Genomic DNA, 15,298 nt, shown 5'->3' with positions numbered 1-15,298 from the left:
TCCGGCCGGTGACGCGTCGGCCGACCCGGCACAGTTCGTCAGCGCCTGCGTTTGAAGCGTGACAAGAACCCCTTCGGCTTCTCGGGGGCGGGCCGGTGCAGGGCCTTGACGTCGTGGCGGTCTTCCTCGACCAACCGCGCGAGCTCCTCGGCGACAGCGGCCGCCTCCGCGTGCCGGTTCAGTGCGGGGAGCAGGTCACCGAGCAGGCGCAGCGCACGGATCAGCTGCTGTCGCCACCCGTCCGGATTGGCCGCGGAGGATCTGCGGATGATCCCGATCGCCTCGGTGGCGGCGGTGTGCGCCTCGTCCAGCCGGCCGACGGCCATCAAGGCCTGCGCCATGGTGGGAAGCGCTCTGGCCAAGTAAGGCTCAACCCCTGCGGGGTTGGTTTCGCCGAGCCGTCGGAAGATCGCCACCGCCTCCTCGGAGTTGGCCATGGCCCGCTCGTGGTCGTTCAGGTGCATCAGGACTCCGCACTGACTGGCCAGCGTCGCGGCCAGCTGCATCGCCGCATCCTCGGAATCCTCACGGCGCAAGAGAGCGATGGCCGCGTCAAAGTCGTCCCGTGCCTCGGCGACGAGGCCGCGGGTGTTGCCCAGGCTGTTCAACGCCCGGGCCAAGGAGACCCCGTACTGCGGTCTGCCCTGCTCCACCAGGCTCCGATACGTCGCGATCGACTCGGTCAAGGCCGCGATCGCCTCTGGCTGAGACCCGCACTGCTGCAGGGCGCTGCCGAGGTTCTTCAGCGCTCCCGCAAGGTCGGCGGTGAACTCGAGGCTCTTGTCGCTGTAGATTCGAGTGATCTTGATCGAATGCTCAAGCACGGGAATGGCCTCGGCCGGTCGGCCCCAGTCGATGAGCATGCCGCCCAGGTTGCTCAAAGCGAGCGCCAGGTGGTTGCTTTTGGCCGGTTCCGCCACGGCCAGTTGGCGGCACACCGCGATGCCCTGCCGAGTGGTGGTCACAGCCTCCTCACGCAGCCCCTGGTTCCACAACGCCAAGCCGCGGTTGACCAGCGATACCCCCTCAGCCTCCAGCTTGTCCGACGTGTGCACGGAAAACGCCTCCCCTACCGCGGATCCGACTCAGACTCGACTTGTCGTGCAGGAGTACAGCACCGCCAGAGTTGTTCAGCAGCTACTTCCTCCGACGTGAACATTTACAAGCACTCCGCCAGGACCAGGCGCCGCTTCGCGAACGCTTCCCTCTGTACGGCATCAGGCAGCAGACTCACCCTCACGGCCTTCGTCTTGGTCAGTGCCCCTCAGAGCGGCGTCGAGCGAGCCACGAAGTCCTCACCGCCGTAGAGGGACTCGTACCGGATCTCAACGAGTAGTCTCGTGGAGATGAGCTCCCAGAACCATGCGGATTCCTGCCCGTTTCGCTCTTCGAGATGCAGCAGGTAGCTCCTCTCGCCCGGGATGAGAGCTGCCCCCGTGAACATCGTCTTCACTTTCGGCAGCAGAGGGAGGTCCTGGGCCATCTGGTGATACGTGGGCAGATCCCACTGGCCGATGACCTCCCCGTCGAGAGTGACCGACGTCCGCGTCACGACCGCCGGCCCGATCCCCGCATTGATCACCTCCAGGCGGGCCACGTCGTCCCGGTACCCCGCACGAACTGTGCGGATCAGTACCAACGGCCGCACCGACTGCCGGTTGTGTGCCCGGGATGCCCGCGCCTGCCCCCAACTGATCCAGAAGGATCCCAGCGCTATGACGGTCGCGCACACGCCTACACCGGTTTCGACATTCATCCAGACCCTCCCGCGACTGGTCCCGTAGAACAGCGAAGACGCGTCGGGCCGTCAGGCAGTTCTACCGTGCAGCGGCCTCCGCCGGGCCGCCGGAAGGCCGACGAGGGCGTGTTCACCCGGCTCAACGGGTTGCTCAGGCAAGTTCGGGTGTGGGGGTGGGGCGTGGCCAGTGACATTTCGGGCACCAGTGCGTGCGTGGTGATGAATTGTTCGACCGAAGGTGCCTGGTGGGCGGCCGGGTCATCGCGTGGACCCCAGCATGGCCACGGGCTTCACTCTGGTGTCCCTCGGCCTCGCTGGATAGCGTTGCTTCGCTGAAGAGAAGCCCCGTCCCTCCAGGAGTTGACCGTGAATCGCCGCCGACCCACCCTGCTCGCAGCGCTCACACTGACCGCCACAGCGGCCTTGACGCTGTCCGCGTGCGGCAGCGACGAGGACGGTGCCGCAAAGGACAGCGACAAGATCGCGGGTGCTGACACGGGCAGTGAGACGTCAGCTGCCCCGAGCCCGAGCGAGGCGGAGACCGCAGGCCGACCGAAAATCACCTTCCCTTCCGATGCGAAGAATGTCTTCGAGTACAAGAAGACGGGCAACGCGGCGAAGGACGCGGCCCTCGCGGACAGCACGCTGAGTGTCAACTCTGTTGATGAAGCGATCTTCGAGGGGAGTACCGACACCAAGGCCCTCGGTTTCTACAATGCCGAGTCCGCTTTGAGTGACTCGATCACGTATGCGTCGGGGTACATCGACAAGAACCACACATGGGTTGGTGAGACGCGGTACTTCGACTACAAGGTCAGTCTCTCGGGGGAGCTTGAGGCGTACGTCACCTACTGCTCGGACGAGAGCAAGTCATTCATCAAGGACAAGAAGACGGGAAAGGTCAAGGACACGCCAACAACGGCGGACAGCTACGTCCTTTACCACGCAAAGCTTGCGAAGAACGCTGAGGGCGTCTGGCAGACGACCGACATTGCGTCAACTCGGGGGAGTGAAGAATGCCAGCCGTGAGTAAATCTTTGAGGTGTGCGACCGTAGCCGCGATCGTTCTCGCCTCGGTGATGTCGGCCCCCGCTGCCTTCGCGGGCGGACGAGGCGAGGGCGGCAGTCGCGGCTCCACGGACCAGCAGGCCGACGTGGACGACAATGGCACCGTTTCGGTCACCGTGGGTGGTGTCGTCTTCGACCGTTCGAAGAACGGGAGCGGTGATTCGGTCGGCGCGGTGACGTCGTCCACGTCCTGGACGCCGCCGGCGTGCTGGTATGCCCCGAAGTACACGCCTGAGGAGTTGCAGAAAACCCTGGAGCCGATCTGGGAGGCCGAGTCCACGGGGTACGAGTGGGATGCCAAGCAGCGCGAGAAGTACAACGCGAAGGATGAGAAGAAGGGCTTCAACAAGGACAAGACGGGCGAGGGCTATTGGTGGGGCTCGTACGTGAACAAGAGCTACCCGCCGGGCTGGGACAAGTGCGACGAGGACTACTTCTGGGTGGACACGGGTGAGCCCCCGCCCGCGGACGTCGAGAACGCCGTCACCCCCGAGGTCCTCGCCGAACTCGCCTACGCGGAGATCCGCGTCCCCGGGACCGAGGTGACGCTGGCGCCTGCCGAGGCGACCAAGGTGAACCTTCCGACGTGGGCGTGGCTGGACGGTGCCGAGTTCAAGCCGGTCTCGGTCACCGCGTCCGTGGAGGACATCGGCATCGAGGCGACGGCCACGGCCGAGCCGGTCTCGCTGCAGATCAAGCCGGGCACCCCGGACGCCGAGACCTACCCGGCATCGGGAGTCTGCGCGATCAAGGACGGCCGTATCGGCGCTCCGTACGAGAAGGGGAGGGCGGACGACGCACCGCCGTGCGGGGTGAAGTACCTGCGTTCCTCGGGCGAGGGGACCTTCCCGCTTCAGGCGACCGTCACCTGGGAGATCCACTGGACCGGCAGTGGCGGCGCGGGCGGCGACCTTCCCGACGGTACGTTCGGCGCCACCCAGGACGTCGTCGTCCAGGAGATCCAGGCCGTCAACCGCTGACCGTGCTGAAGCAAGGGCGTGAGGTCGGCTCTCCCCGGGGTGATGGCCTCGAAAGGGTGTTGAACGGGGACCGGCCGAGGGTAGGAAGGCGCCATGACCGGACTCGGTGCCGTATTCCGTCCCCAGCTCGCCCCCGAGCGGCTGCGTGCCGTGGCTCGTGCCGCCGATGAGGTGGGGCTCGAGGAGCTGTGGCTGTGGGAGGACTGTTTCCGGGAGGGCGGGATCTCCACGGCCGCCGCCGCCCTCGCGTGGACCGAGCGGGTGCGGGTCGGCGTCGGGCTGCTGCCCGTGCCGTTGCGGAACGTGGCCGTCACCGCGATGGAGGCCGCCACGCTGCACCGGATGTTCCCCGGCCGCGCCGTCCTCGGCGTGGGACACGGGGTGCAGGACTGGATGGGGCAGGTCGGGGCGCGGGCCGGGTCGCCGCTCACGCTGCTGCGGGAGCATCTCGTCGCGCTGCGGGCGTTGTTGGGCGGGGAACGGGTGACGACGAAGGGGCGCTACGTCCGGCTCGACGACGTCACGCTCGACTGGCCGCCCGAGCAGCCCGTCGAGGTGCTCGCCGGCGCCACCGGGCCGCGCTCGCTGCGGCTGGCCGGTGAGGCCGCCGACGGGACCGTGCTCACCGCGAACACGCCGCCGGACGGGGTGCGCCGGGCCCGGCGGCTCATCGACGCAGGGCGGGCGGCGGCCGGACGGTCGGAGGCGCACCGGGTTGTCGTGTATCTCCTCGCCGCCACCGGACCCGGCGCCGATGAACGGCTTCGGGACGAGTTGGTCGCCGAAGGTGTCGGCGACGTGCCCGATCTCGGGGTCGCCGGAGACGCGGCGGCCGTCGCCGAAGCCGTGCGGCGGCTGGCCGAGGCCGGGGCCGACACGGTGATCCTCCAGCCGACCGGGGACGAACCCGACCCGGAGGGTTTCGTGCGGTTCGCCGCCGAGCGGGTCCGGCCGTTGACTGTTTAGCGGTGGCCATGGGCGGCCGGGGTGCCCAGAAGGTGTGCGGGCATCCGGGAGGGGCCGGGTGCGCACCCGGCGGACCTGGAGGATCTGCCGGTCACCGAGCCGGTCACCGGCCCACTCGGCGCGGCCGTCCGGCCACCTCCTTCGCCATCGTCGTCACGCACCCCCCTGCTCCGGTGCGGGGCCCTCTGCCCGAAGGAGCCGCGCCGTGTACGGGTTCAGTTCGATGGCGTCGTCATCGCCGACGATCACTGTGCCGCCGAGGTAGGCGAGGTGTCGTCCGTAGGCGTAATTGGGCTCGAGGGCGAAGGTCATCCCCGGTTCCAGGACCATGTCGGCGGCCATGGTGGGACGGTGGTCGTCCTCGGGCGGGTAGGCACCGGCCCCGGCCATGCGGCGGCTGGCGTCGTTGGGGAAGCCGCCCGCCGCGATCATCGGGTTCAGCGTGTGGACGGCGGGGCCGAACTCCCATCCGCCGGCGTCGGCGTACGGCTTGCGGATGTCGTCGACGGCCTCGCCGAACGTCCGGCCGGGGCGCAAGGCGTGCAGACCGGCGTCGTACGCCGCCCGCGCGACGTCGGCGGCGCGCCGGAGGTCCGCGTGCGGTTCACCGATGGTGAGGGTGACCTGGTGCTGTGTGTGGCGCCCGCCGGCATTGCTGAACACCTCGGCGGAGACGACGTCGCCGTGCTCCAGGACACGCGGGGCCTGCGGGCGGTAGCTCCACTGCGGCGGGCCCGATGCGAGAGGGGCGGGGCCGGTCCAGAAGTGCATGGCCGCGGGGGTGGTTCCGTGGGCGTATCCCGTGGCCATTCCGGCCGCGTACACCTCGCTCTCCGGGACACCGGCGGCGGCGGTCCCGACCATGGCGCGCACCATGGCGTCGCCGATACGCGCGGAGTGGCGCACCACGGCGATCTCCTCGGGCCCCAGCGCCATGATGAGCCGGGACAGCGCCATCCCCACCGGGGTGAAGCGGGCGGCGGGGAAGGCCGTCGACACGGCGTCCCAGAGGCGGTGGGGCACGATGCCCTCGGGGTGCCACGGCGGATAGGGTTCCAGGCCGACGACCCCGACCGCGGCCCTCTCCAGCCCCAGCTCACCGAGGGCCGCGGCGATCGCGCGGGAGTCGCGAGGCATGCGCAGGTTCTCCGGCGCGATCCACACGACATCGCCCCGGCGGGCGGATTCGAGGTGGTCCTTGGTGAACATCTCCATCGGGAGCAGCGAGACCGGCTCGCCGTCGCGCGGGAAGACGACGGTGGTGCCGGCCCGGCCGTTGGTGAACCAGGTGTCGTAGGCGAACGGCGCCGGGCCGGCGTCTTCGTGCTCCCCGAAGACCAGCAGGGCGTCGATGCCCTCGCGCTCCATGAACGCCCGCGCCAGATCCCATCGGCGGTCCCGCTCGGCCATCGAGAAGGTGGGTACGGTACCCACCGGGACGTCGGCCGCCCTCACCACGGGACGTCACCGTTGCGGTCGCGGTACTGCCCGGTGGGCCCGGGCGAGGTGGTGGCGAACTCGACGATCGCGTCCGTGCCCTCCGTGACCGTCTGGACGCCCTGGTGGTGGTTGAGGTCGGTGGCGGTGAAGCCGGGGTCGGCCAGGTTGAACCGGACGTCCGGGATGCCGTTGGCGTACTGCACGGTGAGCATGTTCAGGGCGGCCTTGGACACCGGGTACATCAGGTGGGCGACGGCCGACTCCGGCCGCTCCGGGTTGGTCGCGACCGCCAGTGACCCGGCGCCGCTGGAGACCATGACCACGCGCGGGTCGTCCGCGGCACGCAGCAGCGGCAGGAACGCGTGGGTGACACGGACCGGGCCGAACACGTTGACCTGGAAGACGGGGACGAGATCCTGCGGCAGCGTCTCCTCGGGTGAGGTCAGCTTGTCCATGGGGCCGACGCGCTCACCGGTGATTCCGGCGTTGTTGATCAGGACGTCGAGCCGGGCGGTGCTGTTCCGGACGGTCCGGACGGCCGCCGCGACGGAGTCGTCCGAGGTCACGTCCAGCGGCACGAACGTCACGTCCGCGCCTTCGGCGGCGAGCCTCTTCGCGGCCTCCTGCCCGCGGGCCTCGTCGCGTGCGCCGAGGAAGACACGCCAGCCGAGCTCGCCGAGACGCCGGGCCGTCTCGTAGCCCAGCCCCTTGTTGGCGCCGGTGACGAGGGCCGTGGTGGTGGTCGGGGTTTCCTGTGAGTCGTTCATGCTTCGACGCTAGGCAGGGGTCGAGAGGCCATCCAGGTACGCCGGAGAGTGGTAGCGGCCGTCCCAGGACGCGGGCACCGCCGCGGGAGAGGATGGGTGTATGGACCGCTTCGAGCTCGCCCGCGTCGTCAAGGCCGCCCGCGCACGCATCGCGCCCGGGGACGTCGGCCTGCCGTCCGGTCCCAGAAGGAGGGTCGCCGGCCTGCGCCGCGAGGAGGTGGCCCAGCTCGCCGGGCTCAGCGTCGAGTACGTGGTCCGCCTGGAGCAGGGCCGCGGACCCCAGCCGTCCGCCCAGGTGCTCTCCGCCCTGGCCCGGGCGCTCCGGCTGGAGCGCGACGAACGCGACCAGCTCTTCCGGCTGGCCGGCAATTCGCCGCCCCTGTCCGGCCGGATCGAGACGACGGTCCGCCCGAGCGTGCTGCGGCTGCTGGAACGGCTCAGCGACCTGCCCGCGCTCGTACTGTCCGCCAAAGGCGACCTGCTGGCACAGAACCCGATGGCCGGCGCGCTCCTCGGCGATCTCATGAGCTGGCCCGACGGGCAGCGCAACATCGTCTGGCAGCGGTTCCTCGGCGTCGGTGTCACCCATGTCGCACCCTCTCCGGAGGAGGACGAAGCGACGGCGCAGCAGTCCGTGGGACTGCTGCGCACCGCGCGCTCGCGCTACCCCCACGACCCGGACCTCCGCTCACTGATCGAGGAGCTGATCGACGGCAGTGAGCGCTTTTGGAGCATGTGGGAGGAGGGCCGTTCCACGACGTCCCGGTCGATGCGCAAGACGGTCGACCACCCCGGTCTCGGGACTCTCCTCCTGGACTGCGACACGCTGCTGCTGCCCGACACCGACCAGTCGATGATCGTCTACTCCGCGGCGCCCGATTCCCACGAGGCGGCGGCACTGTGCACGCTGCGCGCCGCGACCGCCCCCTGACATCCCCTCCGGCATGCACCCCTGCCCCGCGGGCCGGGCCGGAAAATCACCCGGGTCCGCGCCGTCGGCGGTCGTATCTTTGAGCCGGTCCACCTGTCCCCACCCCGGTCCTCCACTGTTCCCGACCGGCTGCCGAGCGGAGCTTTCCCCATGGCGTCCCCGCCCCACCCCCGAACCTTCGAGGACCTCGTGGCCGAAGGTGCCGCCGTCCCCACCGAAGGGTGGGACTTCTCCTGGTTCGAGGGGCGGGCCACCGAGACCCGGCCCTCCTGGGGGTACGCGCGGTCCATGGCCGGGCGGCTGGCCGGGGCCACCGCCGTACTGGACGTGCAGACCGGCGGCGGGGAGGTGCTGGACTTCGCCCTCGGAGCCGTCGGCGCCGGCCGGGCCCCGCTCGTCGTCGCCACCGAGGGATGGGCGCCCAACGTCGCCGAGGCCACCCGGCTGCTGCGACCGCGCGGCGTCCCGGTGGTCGCCTCGGCCGACGACGCGCCCCTGCCCTTCGCGGACGGCGCCTTCGACCTGGTCGTGAGCCGGCATCCCGTCGAGCCGCACTGGGACGAGGTGGCCCGCGTGCTCATGCCCGGCGGCACCTACTTCGCGCAGCACGTCGGGCCGGCCAGCGTCTTCGAGCTCATCGAGTACTTCCTCGGGCCGCTGCCCGAGGACAGCCACCGGCACCGTGACCCCGAGCGGGAGCGCGCCGACGCGGAGGCGGCCGGGCTGGAGGTCGTGGAGCTGCGGGCGGAACGGCTGCGGATGGAGTTCCTCGACATCGGTGCCGTGGTCCACTTTCTGCGCAAGGTGGTGTGGATGGTCCCCGGGTTCACCGTCGAGGCGTACCGGGACCGGCTGCGCGAACTGCACGAACGCATCGAGGCCGAGGGGCCCTTCGTCGCCCACAGCTCCCGTCATCTCTTCGACGTGCGCAAGCCGGGTGCCACCGGCACACCCCATACGCAGCGCTGACACCCAGCCGCCGGGCACGGGCGCGCGTCCTCACGCGTGCGCCCCCACCGTCACCTCCCCGATCACCAGCTCAGCCGCCGCCTCCAGCACGGCCACCACCCGTTCCGCGCGGTCCGCCAGCTCGCGTTCCTGCCGTGCCGTCAGGCGGCTCAGCGGCTCGACCGTGACCGTCGTACGGCGGCCCCGGCGGCGCTGGTGCCAGACGCCCGCCGCGACCCCGTCGACCAGGAGCACGGGGAAGTTGCCCGCCTGCCCGCCGGCCAGCGCCCGCCGGTAGGCGGCCCCGGGGAAGAGCAGCTCCCGCGGCTGCGCGGCGACGACGTACGCGTCGAAGTACGGCAGCAACCGCACCCCGCGCAGCAGTTCGTCCCGTTCCGGGGCATCGGGGAAGTCGGTGTCGCCCGCCGCCACCCACGCCGGGGCGCCCTCGAAGCGGACCTCCTCGATCTCGCCCGCGGCGGCCAGCTCGGCGTAGCGGGCCTTCGCCCAGCCGGGTGGCGCGGCCAGCCAGCGGGCGAAGTGCTGGGGCGTCGCCGGTCCGTACGCGTACAGGTATCGGCGTACGAGGAGCCGTGACGCCTCCTCGGGCGGCAGCGGGGTGAAGTGGGGCGGCCTGGTGTACGTCACCCTGCGGCCTCGGTTCGGGCCGAAGGACAGGACGCCGCACTGGCCGGCCCGGTGCAGGACCTGGCGCCAGCGGGGCCACATGGTCTGGAAGGCGGGCATGACCAGGTCGCCGGCCCACGGGCCGGTGCGCGTGACGACCTCCTCGCCGAGCTCCTCGATGGTCAGGAAGGCGCCGTCGAGCGCGTCGGCGATCGCGGCCACGACCTGCCCGGCCTGCTCCCCGGTGAGGCGTACGTCGGTGGGGAAGGCGGCCGGGCCGGCCGGGATCGCGGGGAGCGCGGCGCACCACATCGGCAGGTCGCGGGCGGGGAGCAGATGCACCGTCCCGCGCGGGCCGTGCGTCTTCACCAGCGTGGGCGGGGGTGCGGGCGCGGGTGGGGCGAGCGGAGCGGTGGGCCACAGGGCGTCGCGTACGTCCGTGCGGGTCACGCCGTCGGCCCGCAGGCCGACCGACAACTCGGCCGCGGACAGTACCTGGGCGTGGACGCCGAGCATCGCGGCGGCCACGTCGGCGACGGGCGTGCCCGTTCGGGCCCGGCTGGCCAGGAACTGCCGTTCCACGCGTCGTGCGCTCGCCGCGGCCCAAGTGATCCCGGTCGTCTTCGTCATGAGGCGACGTTAGGTGAGAAGTAGGACAGATTCCGTCCTCGGTCATCCGTGGCCATCCGTGCCCGTCCATGGCCGTCGGCGGCGGATCTTCCGGGCTCAAGTGGCGCACCTTCGCAAACATCCGCGTGCGCGGAGGCAGCGTACGCAATCACCCGTCGATCCTCACAGGGTTTCCACATCGTTATTCATCGATGTCCTCTTCGAGTCGAAAACGACCTGCCCGGTCGCGTAAGTTCGATGCCAGGTAATTCGCGTGAGCAAAGCTGCGCGCGTGGCACCGCGCAGTGGAGGGGGCTGCGCGGTGCCGGATCAACCCCCGGATCAAGCTGCCGGGCCGACCGTCGGACCGGCCCCGGTCAAGCCGGCCGCGCCGGTCGTGCCGCCCGGACGGGGGGCGGACTTCCGCGCCATCGCGCCGGTCGGCGGACCCGCCCCGCCCCACCAGTCGCACGCGCATCACGGCCCGCCCCGGGGTGCGCGGTGATTTGGCCACCGTTCAGGCCGGAATAAGGGCTTCCGTGGTCATCCGGGCGTCGCCGGGCGACTCCGGAGAGTAGTTGTGGCACGCCGATGCACGCAGCATCACTTACGAAGGGTTATGGTGGAAACCCCCCCCTCGGGCCGGTCCGTCTCCCCCCCACGGACCGGCCCGTTTTTTCTGCCCGTCCGGGCGGCGGCCGCGAGTGGTACGTCCGTAACGAGGAGTTCACCGGTGCGCCGTCCTGTGTCGTGGCATGGCGGCGCTTGTTCGAGGGCATAAGCCAAGCAGGTCGACGCCCGAACCACGGGTGTCGGATCTCAGCGGACGGCACGGAGCCGTCCGCCCGGGAGGCCCTTTGCACCAGCCCCACCGTGCGGTCACGGCACGGAAGACGCGGCGGAGGACCGGTCCCCGGTCCGCGCCAGTGCAGGGCGGCCCCAGGGACCTGCCTGACGACGACCGTCCGGCGGCCCTCCGATCGGTCGGCTCGTTCCCGCCCTCCCGGCGCGGCTCGTTCCGGCCCTCCCGGCCCAGCGTCCACTCCGTCGCTCCCCGACCTCTTCCGAGGGGGTACGTCCTTCCGTGGTGACCAGCACAAAGCGCCACAAGCCAGATAGGCGCACCTACGTTCTCGACACCAGCGTCCTGCTGGCCGACCCGAACGCCCTGAACCGCTTCGACGAGCACGAGGTCGTGCTCCCCATCGTCGTGGTGACGGAGTTGGAGGCCAAACGGCACCATCCCGAACTCGGCTACTTCGCCCGGCAGGCCCTGCGCCTGCTCGACGAGTTCCGGGTGCGGCACGGTCGCCTCGACGCCCCCATCCCGATCGGGGACCTCGGCGGCACCGTCCGCGTCGAGCTCAACCACTCGGACCCCAGCGTGCTGCCCACCGGCTACCGCCTGGGAGACAACGACTCCCGCATCCTCGCGGTCGCCCGCAACCTCCAGGCGGAGGGATTCGACGTCACCGTCGTCTCGAAGGACCTCCCGCTCAGGATCAAGGCGTCCTCCGTCGGACTCCTGGCCGAGGAGTACCGCGCCGAGCTGGCCATCACGGACGCCTCCGGCTGGACCGGAATGTCCGAACTCACCCTGCCGGGTGAGCAGGTGGACGTGCTCTTCGAGGAGGGCCGGGTCTATGTCCCGGAGGCGGCCGACCTGCCCGTGCACACCGGTCTGACCATCCAGTCGGAGCGCGGAAAGGCCCTCGGCCGGGTCGCGCCCGACGGCAACGTCCGGCTGGTGCGCGGCGACCGGGAGGCGTTCGGCATCAAGGGCCGCAGCGCCGAGCAGCGGATCGCGCTCGACCTGCTCCTCGACCCGGACGTCGGCATCGTGTCGATGGGCGGCCGGGCCGGCACCGGCAAGTCGGCGCTCGCCCTGTGCGCGGGCCTCGAAGCGGTCCTGGAGCGCCGGCAGCACCAGAAGGTGATGGTCTTCCGGCCGCTGTACGCGGTGGGCGGGCAGGAGCTCGGCTACCTGCCCGGCTCCGAGGCCGAGAAGATGAGCCCGTGGGCGCAGGCGGTGTTCGACACGCTGTCGGCCGTCACCAGCCGCGAGGTCATCGAGGAGGTGACCGCGCGCGGGATGCTGGAGGTGCTGCCGCTCACCCACATCCGGGGGCGCTCGCTGCACGACGCGTTCGTGATCGTGGACGAGGCCCAGTCGCTGGAGCGGAACGTCCTGCTGACCGTGCTGTCCCGGATCGGGGCCAACTCACGGGTCGTACTCACCCATGACGTGGCACAACGGGACAATCTGCGGGTGGGCCGATACGACGGAGTCGTCGCCGTCGTCGAGAAGCTGAAGGGGCATCCGCTCTTCGCGCACGTCACCCTGACCCGCTCCGAGCGGTCCCAGATCGCGGCGCTCGTGACCGAAATGCTGGAGGACGGGCACATCTGACCCGACTCCCACCCATCCGGGAAATCCGACCCGACACGGGCCGGTTACCCGTCAGTTCGGCGCCGTCCGGAAAGGCCCAGAGCCTAGCCGGGCGGCGCCTCGGCGTGTGCGGATTTCCGTGAATCCCCTGGGCCAAACGAGATGTGAGCTTTCACACGCAACACAGAATTGCCTCGCCCCGCCGGGTTACGGCAGAGTCTCATTCCTGTCAGGCCCCGCATACGACACAGTTGTACCCCCAGCGGTACGGCGCCCCAGAAGCACCAGCTCCAACTCCATAGCAGAGTCGTATGCCGCCCGAGCACCACGCGGCGCTCCCGCCGAGGGAGTTGTCCACCGGGCCCGTGCCTCCCGTGACCCGTAGTTGGGGAGGCCAGTGCCAGGGGCACGATTGCGTCCGCGAGGGTCACCGAAGCGGGCGATGCTGGAAGGAAACCGTGTGAGCCGGATCTCGGTCCGGGGATTCGCAGTGGCCTCGGCCACGGCGGTCACCGCCGTCGGAAGCGTCGTCGGAGTTGCCTCGGGCAGCGTCGCGCAGAACAACGACGACGCGGAGGCGACGGCAGCAGGCACGACCCTGCTTGCCGACATCCCCATGGGTGAGCAGGCGCAGGTGCAGACCGCGTCCCTGACGCAGCAGGCCGACGTGCAGGCCATCGCCGCGGACGCGAGCGCCAAGAAGGACGCCGAGGAGGCGGCCCGCAAGGCAGCCGCCGAAACCGCCGTGGCCAAGCAGGAGAAGGCCAAGAAGGCGGCCGAGGAGGCCAAGGAGCGCGAGGCGGAGAAGAAGGCGGCCAGCCGCGACGCCCAGCGCGACGCCAGCAGCTTCACCGTCCAGAGCTCCTACAGCACCAGCCAGATCCAGGCGATGGCGCGCCAGATGGTGCCCAGCGGCCAGTTCCAGTGCTTCAGCAACATCGTGAACCACGAGTCCAGCTGGAACTACCAGGCCGTCAACGCCTCCTCCGGTGCCTACGGCCTCTTCCAGGCCCTCCCGGCGGGCAAGTACGCCTCCGCGGGCGCCGACTGGCGGACCAACCCGGCCACCCAGATCAAGTGGGGCCTCAGCTACATGGACAACCGCTACGGCAGCCCGTGCGACGCCTGGGCCTTCTGGCAGGCCAACCACTGGTACTGAGCCCGCAGTCGCCCGCCTTCCCCGGCGGCGCGGTCCACGCTCAACCTTGCGCAGCCCCTCACCGTCCTATGGTGAGGGGCTTTCGCGCTCCCGCCATGTACGGTCGGACCGGAACGACTCCAGGGGGGAGCGGTGGGGAAGGACGGGGGAAGAGGACGGATCATGTCACGAGTGCCAGGGTGGCTCGGCCGGCTCGGCGCCGGACTGACGCGGGCGAGCGAGCGGTTGGAGCAGCGCCGCGAGGAAGCGCGGCGCGACGACCCGGACGACGGACCCGGGGCGGCCTCCCACCACGCGCGGCGGCCCCTGGACGACCCGGCTGAGGACACGGCCGGGGACGCGGCCGGAGACACCGCCGGGGACTCCGGTGGCGAGCACCTCGCCGCCCACCGCCCGGTCGTGCTCGCCAACCGTCCCGATCCGGCCCAGGCCGTGCCCTGGGGAGTACGGGTGGCCGCGGAGGCCGGGTGGCGGCTGCTGGTGCTCGCGGGCACCGTGTGGGTGCTCATGCGGGTCATCAGCGCGGTACAGCTCGTGGTGCTGGCGTTCGTGGCCGCGCTGCTGATCACCGCGCTGCTCCAGCCGGCCGTGGCCTGGCTGCGCCGGCACGGGGTGCCGCGGGGACCGGCCACCGCCCTGACCGCGATCCTCGGGTTCGTGGTGATGGGACTGATCGGCTGGTTCGTCACCTGGCAGGTCATGGAGAACATCGACAACCTCTCCGACCAGGTCCAGGACGGCATCGACGAGCTGCGCAACTGGCTGCTGAACAGCCCCTTCCACGTCACCGACAAACAGATCAACGAGATCGCGAAGAACCTGCGCGACGCGGTGGGCGCCAACACCGACCAGATCACGTCGGCCGGACTGGAAGGCGTCACGGTCGTCGTCGAGGCGCTCACCGGCATCCTGCTGGCCGCCTTCTCGACGCTGTTCCTGCTCTACGACGGCAAGCGCATCTGGCAGTGGTCGCTGAAGCTGGTGCCCGCGGCAGCCCGGCCGGGCGTGGCCGGGGCCGGCCCGCGCGCCTGGCGGACGCTGACCGCCTACGTGCGCGGCACGGTGATAGTCGCGCTGATCGACGCCATCTTCATCGGCCTCGGCATCTACTTCCTGGACGTGCCGATGGCCGTCCCGCTGGCCGTGTTCATCTTCCTGTTCGCCTTCATCCCGCTGGTCGGCGCGGTGGTGTCGGGTGCGCTCGCGGTCGTGGTGGCGCTGGTGACACAGGGCGTGTTCGCGGCGGTCATGACGCTCGTCGTGGTGCTGGCGGTGCAGCAGATCGAGGGGCACATCCTGCAGCCGTTCATCCTCGGGCGCGCGGTGCGGGTCCATCCGCTCGCGGTGGTGCTGTCGGTGGCCGCCGGCGGCATGGTGGCCGGCATCGGCGGCGCCGTGGTCGCCGTGCCGCTGGTGGCGGTGACCAACACCGTCGTGGGCTACCTGCGGGCGTACTCCCGCGAGGCCGCCCTGCGGCAGACGCCGAGACCGCACGGAGCCACCTCGACCGACGCCGCCCCGGCCGTCGACCGGGTGCCGGGCCCGCCGAAGACCCCGGAACCCCCGGCGGACGGCCCGCCGTCGGACACCTCCCCGGCGTAGCGGAGCCGGCGAGCGGAGCCTGCGAGCGGCGCGGCGCCGCCGGGGCACCGGTACGCGAACGGGCCCCGCCCACC

13 protein-coding genes are annotated in these 15,298 nt (G+C 70.8%); 8 read left to right on the top strand and 5 right to left on the bottom strand.

From position 1 onward, the window contains the following. Positions 1-38 precede the first annotated feature (38 nt). Together ACH4D3_RS34780 and ACH4D3_RS34775 are read right to left on the bottom strand one after the other, a co-directional pair. Positions 39-1,055, bottom strand: a complete 1,017-nt coding sequence (locus ACH4D3_RS34780; protein ID WP_398330755.1) for a tetratricopeptide repeat protein — start codon at positions 1,053-1,055, stop codon at positions 39-41. A 209-nt stretch (positions 1,056-1,264) separates the two neighbouring features. Continuing rightward, complete coding sequence (locus tag ACH4D3_RS34775; RefSeq protein WP_398330752.1) at positions 1,265-1,756, bottom strand: hypothetical protein; 492 nt, start codon at positions 1,754-1,756, stop codon at positions 1,265-1,267. A gap of 348 nt (positions 1,757-2,104) precedes the next feature. On the opposite strand from ACH4D3_RS34775, the gene ACH4D3_RS34770 reads away from it, so the two are divergent. From ACH4D3_RS34770 to ACH4D3_RS34760, 3 genes are all read left to right on the top strand, one after another. Beyond that, positions 2,105-2,767, top strand: coding sequence for a hypothetical protein (locus ACH4D3_RS34770; RefSeq protein ID WP_398330750.1), 663 nt, complete (start codon positions 2,105-2,107; stop codon positions 2,765-2,767). Beyond that, positions 2,755-3,786, top strand: a complete 1,032-nt coding sequence (locus ACH4D3_RS34765; RefSeq protein WP_398330747.1) for a hypothetical protein — start codon at positions 2,755-2,757, stop codon at positions 3,784-3,786. Before ACH4D3_RS34770 ends, ACH4D3_RS34765 begins: the two co-directional genes overlap by 13 nt. A gap of 93 nt (positions 3,787-3,879) precedes the next feature. After that, the gene (locus tag ACH4D3_RS34760; RefSeq protein WP_398330744.1) at positions 3,880-4,752 is read left to right on the top strand and encodes an LLM class flavin-dependent oxidoreductase; all 873 of its coding nucleotides are present in this window, start codon (positions 3,880-3,882) and stop codon (positions 4,750-4,752) included. Positions 4,753-4,905: 153 nt separating this feature from the next. Here ACH4D3_RS34760 and ACH4D3_RS34755 read toward each other — a convergent pair whose 3' ends face one another. Both ACH4D3_RS34755 and ACH4D3_RS34750 read right to left on the bottom strand, forming a co-directional pair. Next, the gene (locus tag ACH4D3_RS34755; RefSeq protein ID WP_398330741.1) at positions 4,906-6,186 is read right to left on the bottom strand and encodes a M24 family metallopeptidase; all 1,281 of its coding nucleotides are present in this window, start codon (positions 6,184-6,186) and stop codon (positions 4,906-4,908) included. A gap of 17 nt (positions 6,187-6,203) precedes the next feature. Beyond that, positions 6,204-6,959 carry an SDR family NAD(P)-dependent oxidoreductase gene (locus ACH4D3_RS34750; protein ID WP_398330738.1) on the bottom strand — a complete coding sequence of 252 codons (756 nt, stop codon included), beginning with the start codon at positions 6,957-6,959 and terminating at the stop codon, positions 6,204-6,206. Between the two features lie 100 nt (positions 6,960-7,059). On the opposite strand from ACH4D3_RS34750, the gene ACH4D3_RS34745 reads away from it, so the two are divergent. Next, entirely contained in the window at positions 7,060-7,890 is an 831-nt protein-coding gene (locus ACH4D3_RS34745) for a helix-turn-helix transcriptional regulator (protein ID WP_398330735.1), read from the top strand. 150 nt (positions 7,891-8,040) lie between these two features. Further along, positions 8,041-8,859: a class I SAM-dependent methyltransferase gene (locus ACH4D3_RS34740; protein ID WP_398330732.1), complete on the top strand. Its 819-nt coding sequence runs from the start codon at positions 8,041-8,043 to the stop codon at positions 8,857-8,859. Positions 8,860-8,889: 30 nt separating this feature from the next. On the opposite strand, the gene ACH4D3_RS34735 is transcribed toward ACH4D3_RS34740, so the two are convergent. Beyond that, positions 8,890-10,095, bottom strand: coding sequence for a winged helix DNA-binding domain-containing protein (locus ACH4D3_RS34735; RefSeq protein WP_398330729.1), 1,206 nt, complete (start codon positions 10,093-10,095; stop codon positions 8,890-8,892). A gap of 1,063 nt (positions 10,096-11,158) precedes the next feature. Here ACH4D3_RS34735 and ACH4D3_RS34730 point away from each other — a divergent pair. The 3 genes from ACH4D3_RS34730 (at position 11,159) to ACH4D3_RS34720 (ending at position 15,224) form a co-directional block, all read left to right on the top strand. Then, complete coding sequence (locus ACH4D3_RS34730; protein ID WP_398330726.1) at positions 11,159-12,484, top strand: PhoH family protein; 1,326 nt, start codon at positions 11,159-11,161, stop codon at positions 12,482-12,484. A 439-nt stretch (positions 12,485-12,923) separates the two neighbouring features. Next, the gene (locus tag ACH4D3_RS34725; RefSeq protein WP_398330723.1) at positions 12,924-13,622 is read left to right on the top strand and encodes a transglycosylase SLT domain-containing protein; all 699 of its coding nucleotides are present in this window, start codon (positions 12,924-12,926) and stop codon (positions 13,620-13,622) included. A gap of 162 nt (positions 13,623-13,784) precedes the next feature. Beyond that, positions 13,785-15,224 (top strand): AI-2E family transporter, encoded by a 1,440-nt coding sequence (locus tag ACH4D3_RS34720; protein ID WP_398330720.1) that lies wholly within the window; start codon positions 13,785-13,787, stop codon positions 15,222-15,224. The last annotated feature ends 74 nt before the right edge of the window (positions 15,225-15,298 follow it).

Source organism: Streptomyces sp. NPDC018026, assembly GCF_044327745.1.
Taxonomy (GTDB): Bacteria; Actinomycetota; Actinomycetes; order Streptomycetales; family Streptomycetaceae; genus Streptomyces; species Streptomyces rubrogriseus.
The sequence above is the reverse complement of the archived record's forward strand: the minus strand, read 5'-3'. Positions and strand labels throughout refer to the sequence as shown.

Coding starts and splice junctions, on each gene's coding strand:
- ACH4D3_RS34775 (WP_398330752.1), bottom strand. CDS start 1,756: ATGAATGTCGAAACCGGTGTAGGCGTGTGCGCGACCGTCATAGCGCTG.
- ACH4D3_RS34765 (WP_398330747.1), top strand. CDS start 2,755: ATGCCAGCCGTGAGTAAATCTTTGAGGTGTGCGACCGTAGCCGCGATC.
- ACH4D3_RS34760 (WP_398330744.1), top strand. CDS start 3,880: ATGACCGGACTCGGTGCCGTATTCCGTCCCCAGCTCGCCCCCGAGCGG.
- ACH4D3_RS34750 (WP_398330738.1), bottom strand. CDS start 6,959: ATGAACGACTCACAGGAAACCCCGACCACCACCACGGCCCTCGTCACC.
- ACH4D3_RS34745 (WP_398330735.1), top strand. CDS start 7,060: ATGGACCGCTTCGAGCTCGCCCGCGTCGTCAAGGCCGCCCGCGCACGC.
- ACH4D3_RS34740 (WP_398330732.1), top strand. CDS start 8,041: ATGGCGTCCCCGCCCCACCCCCGAACCTTCGAGGACCTCGTGGCCGAA.
- ACH4D3_RS34735 (WP_398330729.1), bottom strand. CDS start 10,095: ATGACGAAGACGACCGGGATCACTTGGGCCGCGGCGAGCGCACGACGC.
- ACH4D3_RS34720 (WP_398330720.1), top strand. CDS start 13,785: ATGTCACGAGTGCCAGGGTGGCTCGGCCGGCTCGGCGCCGGACTGACG.